Origin of the sequence: Variovorax sp. RCC_210, assembly GCF_041355175.1 — a bacterium.
In the GTDB taxonomy this organism is placed as follows: domain Bacteria; phylum Pseudomonadota; class Gammaproteobacteria; order Burkholderiales; family Burkholderiaceae_C; genus Variovorax.
In genome coordinates this window covers 1-8,033 of the sequence record NZ_JBFUPJ010000030.1, presented here as the reverse complement: position 1 = coordinate 8,033, position 8,033 = coordinate 1, and the positions used below count along the sequence as shown (strand labels likewise).

7 protein-coding genes are annotated in these 8,033 nt (G+C 60.5%); 4 read left to right on the top strand and 3 right to left on the bottom strand.

Annotation, left to right across the window (positions count from 1 at the left end):
* Nucleotides 1-56 precede the first annotated feature (56 nt).
* The gene (locus AB6807_RS39170; protein ID WP_371088784.1) at nucleotides 57-524 is read right to left on the bottom strand and encodes a hypothetical protein; all 468 of its coding nucleotides are present in this window, start codon (nucleotides 522-524) and stop codon (nucleotides 57-59) included.
* Nucleotides 525-817: 293 nt separating this feature from the next.
* Here AB6807_RS39170 and AB6807_RS39165 point away from each other — a divergent pair, with 293 nt between their 5' ends.
* Nucleotides 818-1,900 (top strand): M15 family metallopeptidase, encoded by a 1,083-nt coding sequence (locus AB6807_RS39165; protein ID WP_371088783.1) that lies wholly within the window; start codon nucleotides 818-820, stop codon nucleotides 1,898-1,900.
* 282 nt (nucleotides 1,901-2,182) lie between these two features.
* Here AB6807_RS39165 and AB6807_RS39160 read toward each other — a convergent pair whose 3' ends face one another.
* Together AB6807_RS39160 and AB6807_RS39155 are read right to left on the bottom strand one after the other, a co-directional pair.
* Complete coding sequence (locus AB6807_RS39160; RefSeq protein WP_371088782.1) at nucleotides 2,183-3,094, bottom strand: hypothetical protein; 912 nt, start codon at nucleotides 3,092-3,094, stop codon at nucleotides 2,183-2,185.
* 346 nt (nucleotides 3,095-3,440) lie between these two features.
* Nucleotides 3,441-3,857 carry a GNAT family N-acetyltransferase gene (locus AB6807_RS39155; RefSeq protein ID WP_371088781.1) on the bottom strand — a complete coding sequence of 139 codons (417 nt, stop codon included), beginning with the start codon at nucleotides 3,855-3,857 and terminating at the stop codon, nucleotides 3,441-3,443.
* Between the two features lie 995 nt (nucleotides 3,858-4,852).
* Here AB6807_RS39155 and AB6807_RS39150 point away from each other — a divergent pair.
* The 3 genes from AB6807_RS39150 to AB6807_RS39140 all read left to right on the top strand — a co-directional run.
* Nucleotides 4,853-5,512 (top strand): glutathione S-transferase family protein, encoded by a 660-nt coding sequence (locus tag AB6807_RS39150; protein WP_165840506.1) that lies wholly within the window; start codon nucleotides 4,853-4,855, stop codon nucleotides 5,510-5,512.
* Nucleotides 5,513-6,457: 945 nt separating this feature from the next.
* Entirely contained in the window at nucleotides 6,458-6,820 is a 363-nt protein-coding gene (locus AB6807_RS39145; protein WP_116913337.1) for a VOC family protein, read from the top strand.
* A 532-nt stretch (nucleotides 6,821-7,352) separates the two neighbouring features.
* Nucleotides 7,353-8,033, top strand: a 681-nt coding sequence (locus tag AB6807_RS39140; protein WP_371088780.1) for an IS5 family transposase, incomplete at its 3' end; no start/stop codon positions are given.

The window sequence follows — 8,033 nt, the reverse complement described above, 5'->3', positions numbered from 1 at the left end:
GGTGTTTGGCGACTTCCAGTCTCTCAAACCCAACCCGGATGAACACCGGATACAACCTATTGGAGCTTCACAACTAGTTCGTTGCGATCCGGGCTGTGCCAGACGCGATAGATCAGACCGAACCTGTCTTCGCATCCGTGATTCCCTTCCAATTCTTCTACGCGCGTAAACGGCTTCGCACGATCGAAGTTTTTGAGGGTCTCCCTGACCGTAATCGCTTCGGCCCTTATTCGCTCTATTTCGGCGGCCGACTGTGCAGCGCCTGGGCAGCCCTCTTTGTCGAAATAGGCATACGCCGACATCAGTGCATAGGGTGCGAAACGCGTGGCGGCGCTCGGAACATCTCCGAGAGCCATGCGGTATTTCGCCGATCGCACGCGAGGGACGTCGTGACCAAGGACCGAGAACGGGTTGTACCAATCCTTGGGGGTGGGGCAATCGGAGACGCTCATATGAGTGCATCCGCCGAGGATGAAGGACAGAGAGCAGATCGTTGTTGCGTGCGAGAGTCTTCGGTATTTCATGGAGCACCTCGGTTGTTGCGTCAGACTGAACCTTCAACTCGCATGTCAAATGTTATTGCTCGCCCAGCGACTGGTGTCTCCCCTGTTCATGGGAGAGCTCCTGTGGCTTACCACGCCCGCATTGCGCATCGCAGGAACCGTTGCCGCAATCCAGACCGATTGGTCAGCCTCATTGCTGTCTGCGCTCGTCATGCCAAGGTCCCGCTGGATTCATGGCCCTCCCAGATTTTGGGGATGCGCATGCATTCCAAGGGGCATAGAAAGGCGGACAGTTTTCTCTTTGAGGAGCCGTCATGCCGGAGAGCACCTTCAATCACCCTTTGTTCGGTCCCGTCCGGTTCCGGACAGCGTCGAAGTTGCAGTGGATACGTGGGGATGCCATTAGCTTTGTCAGTGGCTTCGACGAAGCCGACATTCTTTCGCTCCAGATACCGCAACTCGCAGGCATTGATGGCGCCAACAATGGCCACCTGAGGTTCCACAAACGCGGCCATGCCCAGCTTCTGCGTTCCTTCGAGGAGATTGCGCAGCGCGGTCTGCTGCATCACATCAAGACGTGCGCCGGCACCTTGAACAAGCGGCTGCGAAAGCCCGTAGGCGGCGGGCTCAGCAAGCTTCCCTCGAACCATGCATTCGGAATCGCGATCGACCTGAACTCCGACGACGGCAGCATGGGTGGGTCCGTCGCCCCCGTGGCTCCGATTTTTCAGGCAAACGGCTTCATCTGGGGAAAGTCGTTCAACGATCCGATGCACTTTGAGGTGAACACCTTCGTGTCGGCCGATTCGTTGGCTGCCAAGGGTGTCGAAGCAGTCCAGCCGCAATTTATCGCCTGCGGCCAGAAGGTTCACAACCGGGGCGCACCGCCCGAAGCACTTCTCACCGAGCTGGTCAAATGGGGCCGCGGTGCGGATAACGAGGTCTTCGAGCGGAACGGTGTCTTCGACATCTATTCGAGCGTCGTCTCACAGCTGGGTCCGTGGCGCGGCGAGCTGCATCGGCGTGCCGTGATGCTGGAGGTACTCAGGGTGCTCGCAGGATTCGAGAGTTCCTGGAAATGGGATGCCGGCCGGGATGTGACGAACCCAAACTCAGGCACGCCTTGTACAGAGGAAGCGGGCATCTTTCAGTGTTCGGGCAACTCGATGGCATTCAGCCCGCATCTTCGGCAACTGCTGGTCGACGCTGGCGGCGACGGGACGTGCGAGTCGTTCATCAAGACCACCAAGTCGAATCACAGGTTCGCACTGGAATACTGCGCTCGGTTGATGAGAGTCACGACGAGGCATCACGGCCCAATCAAGAATGGGCACATTCATTCATGGCTTCGCAGGGATGCGGTCGACGAGTTCATGCGATACCTTGGACATGACTGAAGAAGTGGGGGCGGCGCTGACCCCGTCATCGCCGAGGGCAGCGTGCCTGAAGTGCTCTTTCCCCACCCATGATGTGTCGCTTGATGACAGCTGCGCGCACGCGTCCCGGGGCGCGGACGGCCGCGCCGCCGGCCCGGCGCTTGCCCAGACGCATTCGCACGGCAGCATGACTTCGAAGGTCTCGTGTTAGTCGCCGAAAGTGTTGATTTCCACCGAGATTTGAACCGACTAGGGTCATAACCGTGGCGGTTGTCTGCCGCGGATCCACCTCGTCGAGTCGCATCATGCAGACAGCATCTCGCCAAATCGACAGCAAACCAGTGCGTAGCGGCTGGCCACGATGAGGCTGTCATCTTCCGCATCCTGCGTACCGACGAAGAACACCCACGCCTTGCCAGGAGACTTCTGATCCTGCTTTCTTGAATCTATGGCGTCTTGCTGTGCAGCGCGGATTTCGCCGTGAAGCGTGGTGCGCTGCCGATCTGTCCAATGCGCCCATTGAACACGCAGCCGGTAGAACCGCCCCGGCTTTCCCGTGGCTTCATCCCACTCACCAGCATCCAGCGACACTTCCATGTGGTCATCGGTTCGCGCCGGCGCTGACCATCGAAGCGCCACGCAGAAAAGACGCGTCCTTTGACGCATCAACCACATGCCTGAAAAAGCCAAGCGCTGAAATACCGTCGCATAGGTATCGCCCGGACAGTCCGGAATGCTCAAGTCCAGACCACGATCATGGGGGTATTGCATATATTGCCCGCAGATGGGGCGGATGGTCGCCACGGTGTGGCCATGGAAACTCGCCGCAGCTTGGCCATTCGGTCGACCACCCGGTCGAGTAGCAGCCCCACGAGGAACTGGTCGCGTGTCGCCTCCATCCACCACCGGCCGCTCGTCGGTCAAAACCAATTTGTTGGGATACGGCAGAGGGAAACCGTCTGGGAGGCTGATCGACTCCTCCTTCGCCCTGTCGACCAACTTCTCGAAGCCGCTGACGCCGCAAGGATCGATGTGCTTGTTTGCACTTGGCGTGAAGTACGGTGCGCGTTTGCTCACGCCCTTTTGAAACGATGCGGGAAAAACCTGAATGCCACAGCCGGGACACACGTAGTCGTCGCGACCGACGACCTCCATTTCCCAAAGCCGGATGGCGTCGATGATTCTTCCGCTTCGTCTATCGCGAGCACTATCCATTTGACTGCCTTTCAGCGTGACAGCGAACAATCACAGGTAGACAGATGCGTTTCTCGACAAATGTTTCGCATCGCCTTTGGTCCCAATCGGCCGCGTGAAAGCTGATCACCAATTCATCGGGCGGCAGCGTTTTCGTGGCGATTGACAGCGCGCCGTTGCTCATTTTTTGACATCGAATGGTCATGTCGACGTGTCGCCACATCGGCGACGCCGCACCCTCAGAGTGCGCAGCCACATCGCTGCAGGCACCAGCCTTGGAGCGGGGTGTCCGATTCTTCGGTCGGCGCGCCGCGCATTGCCCGTCTTGCCAGCGCCGCGGGGAGGAACCGAATTCGGCGAGGTCTGGCTATGCGTTGTCGCTGCCGGAACGGACAAAGGAGTAGCGGTGGATGTCGGTGCGCAGCTTCCATTGCTTGCGCTCCCAGAATCGCTGGGCCTGCAGGTTCGTCTTGAACACGTCGATGTGCGTCTTGAGGATGCCCAGGCCTTCAAGTGCGGCGAGGCACTGCTCGGCCAGCTCGGAGCCGACGCCGCGGTCTCGGTATGTCGGCAGGACGATCAGGTGCTGCAGATACCCGCGGCGCCCATCGTGTCCAGACATCACGCAACCGACGATCGCGTTGCCATGCTCGGCGACGAAACTCAACGACGGGTTGCGCAACAGATATCGCTCGGTGGATGCGCGTGAATCGGCGTCGCGCAACGAGATCCCGGGCGTTTGCGTCATCAGCTCAATGACGCCCTCGTAGTCTGCGATCGTCATCGCTCGGATTGACGGTCGGGATAACGTGTCGAATGAATTCATAGGGGTCGCGAGGCCTACGCAAGTTCGCGCGTCATTGGCGGGCTCGCACCGCAGCGCGGCGCCGCCGCTCTTGCGCGAAGCCAGGTACGGACATCACCATCGGAGGCTGTCAGATGGTTGCGTCACGGGTGCTGGCGCCGCCCGCACGCGAACCTGAGATAAACCAGGGGGAAGTGAGGATGAGCCAATGGTACAACCTGCGTGCTGCCGGCGAGGCCGCGTCATCCGCAGGACAAGGCGAGGGTCGGATCGGCCGTGCAGGTCGTGCAACGGTGGAGCCTGATGCGCTTGCGCGATTCGAAGGCGAGGTCACTGCCCGAGATGGCGATGCGATGGCTCATGCCCGGCCTCTCCAAAGCAGCGCGATGGCGCGCAACACGGCTTGCGGATCGGCCTTGCCGCGGCCCGCGGTGTCCGTGGCACTGCCATGCCCGACGCTCCACCGCAGCGCGTCGCCAATTGGCTCATTTGGAGTTGCGAGCCCGCTTGCTCGGTACGTCTCAGGTCAGCCATTAGTTGCTGGAGGACCGTAATCGGTCAGCCAACACATGTTGACGTGTCGTATGCACAGGTGACCAGCAATGTAGCGAAGCACTCGGCGTCGCAGGTGAGAAGGTGTGAGCCAGTGTCCTGAATGCCAAACCTGCGGCTCGATAGGCGTTCTATTTCGGCCTCGCCTAGACACACGACCGGAAAGAGAACATCATTAGTTACATGAAATGCGCCAGCTGCCTTTCGTCCGTGCTCACGGGCTGCTGCACATGACCGAGCAGGACGGACCCCATTGCCTGAGAAGACCTGGCTCAGTGCCTCAGCGCCGATCCCGTGCCGGTCGAGCAGCTGACTGCCGGCGACTGAATACGCTGGTGAGACCCGCTCAGCCCAGCCCAGCCCAGCTCAGCCCCGCTCCGCGAATATTGATTGTTCAACCACGTCTTCGAATGGAAAGCGCGATGAAACTCTATCAATTCTCCTGGGGCATCTACCCGCGCCGCGTTCATGTCTACCTCAAGGAAAAGAAAATCACCGGCATGGAGATGATCGAGATTGACGTCATCGGGCAAGAAAACCGCAAGCCAGGGTATCTCGAGAAGAACCCAACCGGCGGCATTCCGACGCTGGAGACCGAGGATGGGTTCACCATCTGTCAGTCGAGCTCCATCATGCAATATCTTGAGGATCTATATCCCGCACCGGACATGCGCGGAAGCACCCCGGAGGCGCGAGCGCGCACCCATGATCAACTCATGCTCGTGAATGAGGCCTACAACTTTGCAGGAATTTGCACATTTCACGCCAGCCCGCTCTTCTCCAAGATGCGCCTGCAGAATGACGAGGTAGCCCGTGGGATGCATTCCGAGTATGTACGGGTGCTGGGAAGCCTTGAGACGATGGCCGGCGAGAGGCCCTATATGGGCGGCGAAACGCCCAGCATCGCTGACGTGGCTTTCTTTGCCTCCGAGCAGTTCATGCGTGATCTCTACCAGCTCGAACTGCCCGCCACATGCGCAAGATTGGAGGCCATCTACCACCGATTTCTGCTGCGCCCGAGCGCGGCGCCGGCGGCGTATCCTAAGTTCATCGTGCCACTCGCTCCCTTGCGCGCGTTCTAAAGACGTTCCGGCGCGATCAGCAGCCATCCGGAACGAGAAAACGCCGAGCGGCTCATGCGCGCAGTCACTCCACTGGGCAATTCGCCGGACAGCATGCTCGATGTCTCCCGCCTCGATGCAGGTGTCGTCACTCCCGACAGCCAACCGGTCGAACTCGACGCACTTCTGCTGGCGACTCAATCATGTCTTCCTGGCGCGCGGTGGAGGTTGGACTGCAACTTCGCATGCAGGCCAACGGCGTCTGGCACGTGCCATGTCCAGTGCAGAGATGGACGGGTAGCCCTTCAACTGCTGCTGTGCGACTACCGGTTGGCCGATGGTGGCCGCAGGCTCGATGCGGGGCTGCGCCTGAAGCAGCGCAGTGGCATTCGGATTCCGCTGCTTCCGATCATCGGAGAGACTGCGCCCGATATCCCCCGGCGTGTTCGGCAATCAGGTGTCGCCGTGCTTTTCAAGCCCGTCGACCCAGACCGACTCCCGCGTGCCGTGGAGGCGGCGCTTCAAGACGCGCGGAAATTCCCAGAATTTTGAAAATGTCGATGGGCGTCTGCCTCAAGCCGTTGGTTGTCGCATAGCAAGTCTGCATGATGCGGCGAGGGACCGAGCCAGGGCGCGTGCGTCGCGATGGGTCGCGATAGCGTCGGGGCTCACGAATGGTCCTGGTCCAGCGCAGCTTCTGGTCGGGATGGCTGTATCGAATGGCGCTGGACTCCGACGTCCACGTTGTCATTGGGCTGGCGGCGAGAACTGGCTGTCGGCCCGACGGGATGGCGGCAGCCCAAGTGAGGCGCTGATCTGCTCACGCGGCTCTCGGGCACCGCTGCCGTGTGTCGCCACAGATGAGCAAAGTACTGGCCCGAGTGCGGGTTGATTTATCGCAAGACGGTTTGGACGGCCGATGCTAGAAACCCATCATCACAGCTTGCGGCCTCGAAAGGAGTTTTCATGTTCGATCACATCGGTATCCGCGCCAGCAACAGCGAGGCCAGCGAAACCTTCTTCCTGCGCGCACTGGCGCCGCTGGGCGTGACCGTTGCGATGAAGGGCCCCCACGGGGCTGGTTTGGGAAAGAACGGCAAACCATCGCTCTGGATCTACGAAGGCGAAGCGTGCCCAGTTCCGCTGCATCTCGCGTTCACGGCGGAGCACCGCAGCCAGGTCGATGCGTTTCATCGCGCGGCGATCGAAGCAGGCGGCAAGGACAACGGAGCGCCGGGCCTGCGCGCACACTACCACCCCCACTATTACGCAGCCTTCGTCATCGCGCCCGATGGCCACAACGTCGAGGCGGTATGCCACGTGCCATAACTGTGCGTTCATCAGCTCATGACAAATGCTTTGCTAAATGGGCTCATGATGGCGGGCTTTCTTGCCTTCGCATTGCTTGCCTTTGTTCTTTTTCTAGTTTGGCGGCGAGCCGTCGGGCGCGGTCTTGTCGGCCCGCTGTCCGCAAGCCTTGGCTACGCATCGTGCGTCGCCGTCATTCCGCCCGCGGTGTAGTGTGCAGAGCGCGCCTGTCTGATGAGCTTTCGAGACGCGAGCCAGTCGTTCTGGCCGCACATGCACGACATCGCGCAAGGGTTCGCGCTTTTGGCGGCCCTCTGGACGTCCTGGGGCGTGGGCGCCTTAGTGGCGTGCCTCGCCTCTTGGCGCTTCGTCGTGATCAATCGACGTTTTGCAACGGCCCCTTGATTGAAGCGGTGTACACGGTTCGCACGCACGAACGGATCTCTCGAAAGTTGTTACTCGTGACCGACCGCGTTCTGGCCTAGGGAACATCTGATCAAGTCCACCGATAGACGATCTGAACGTTGATCACGAAGCTGAAGGAGCGCCAACGATGAGCCAGATCAGTTTTTCGGATGCCGAGCACGCGGGCAAGAGGAAGAAGACCCGCCGGGAAGTCTTCCTCGCCGAGATGGAGCTGGTGGTGCCCTGGAAGGCACTGCTCAAAGTCATCGAGCCGCATTACCCGGTGGCCGGCCGCGGGCGCCGGCCGTATCCGCTCGAAGCGATGTTGCGTGTGCACTTGATGCAGAACTGGTTCGCGCTGAGCGATCCTGCGATGGAGGAAGCTCTTTACGAGATCACCTCGTTGCGCGCGTTCGCGGGCCTGGGAATGGAATCGATCCCCGACGAGACGACGATCCTGAACTTCCGCCACCTGCTGGAGGCCAGCGACTTGGCCGAGGACATCTTCAAGCAGGTCAATGCCCACCTGGCCAGGAAGGGGCTGCTTCTGAAGAGAGGCTCCATCGTGGACGCCACGATCATCGCGGCGCCCAGTTCGACCAAGAACGAGAGCGGCGAGCGAGACCCGGAGATGCACCAGACGAAGAAAGGCAACCAGTGGCACTTCGGAATGAAGGCACACATCGGCGTGGACGCGGACTCGGGGCTGGTTCACACGGTGACGACCACCGCAGCCAACGAGGCGGACGTGGAACAGGTGAGTGACCTGCTGCACGGCAAGGAAGACACGGTGTGGGCGGACTCGGGCTATCGAGGCGCGCAGAGCCGA

What these genes read in the sequence shown, in the direction of transcription:
- AB6807_RS39170 (WP_371088784.1), bottom strand. Translation starts at nt 524, where the DNA reads ATGAAATACCGAAGACTCTCGCACGCAACAACGATCTGCTCTCTGTCC.
- AB6807_RS39165 (WP_371088783.1), top strand. Translation starts at nt 818, where the DNA reads ATGCCGGAGAGCACCTTCAATCACCCTTTGTTCGGTCCCGTCCGGTTC.
- AB6807_RS39160 (WP_371088782.1), bottom strand. Translation starts at nt 3,094, where the DNA reads ATGGATAGTGCTCGCGATAGACGAAGCGGAAGAATCATCGACGCCATC.
- AB6807_RS39155 (WP_371088781.1), bottom strand. Translation starts at nt 3,857, where the DNA reads ATGACGATCGCAGACTACGAGGGCGTCATTGAGCTGATGACGCAAACG.
- AB6807_RS39150 (WP_165840506.1), top strand. Translation starts at nt 4,853, where the DNA reads ATGAAACTCTATCAATTCTCCTGGGGCATCTACCCGCGCCGCGTTCAT.
- AB6807_RS39145 (WP_116913337.1), top strand. Translation starts at nt 6,458, where the DNA reads ATGTTCGATCACATCGGTATCCGCGCCAGCAACAGCGAGGCCAGCGAA.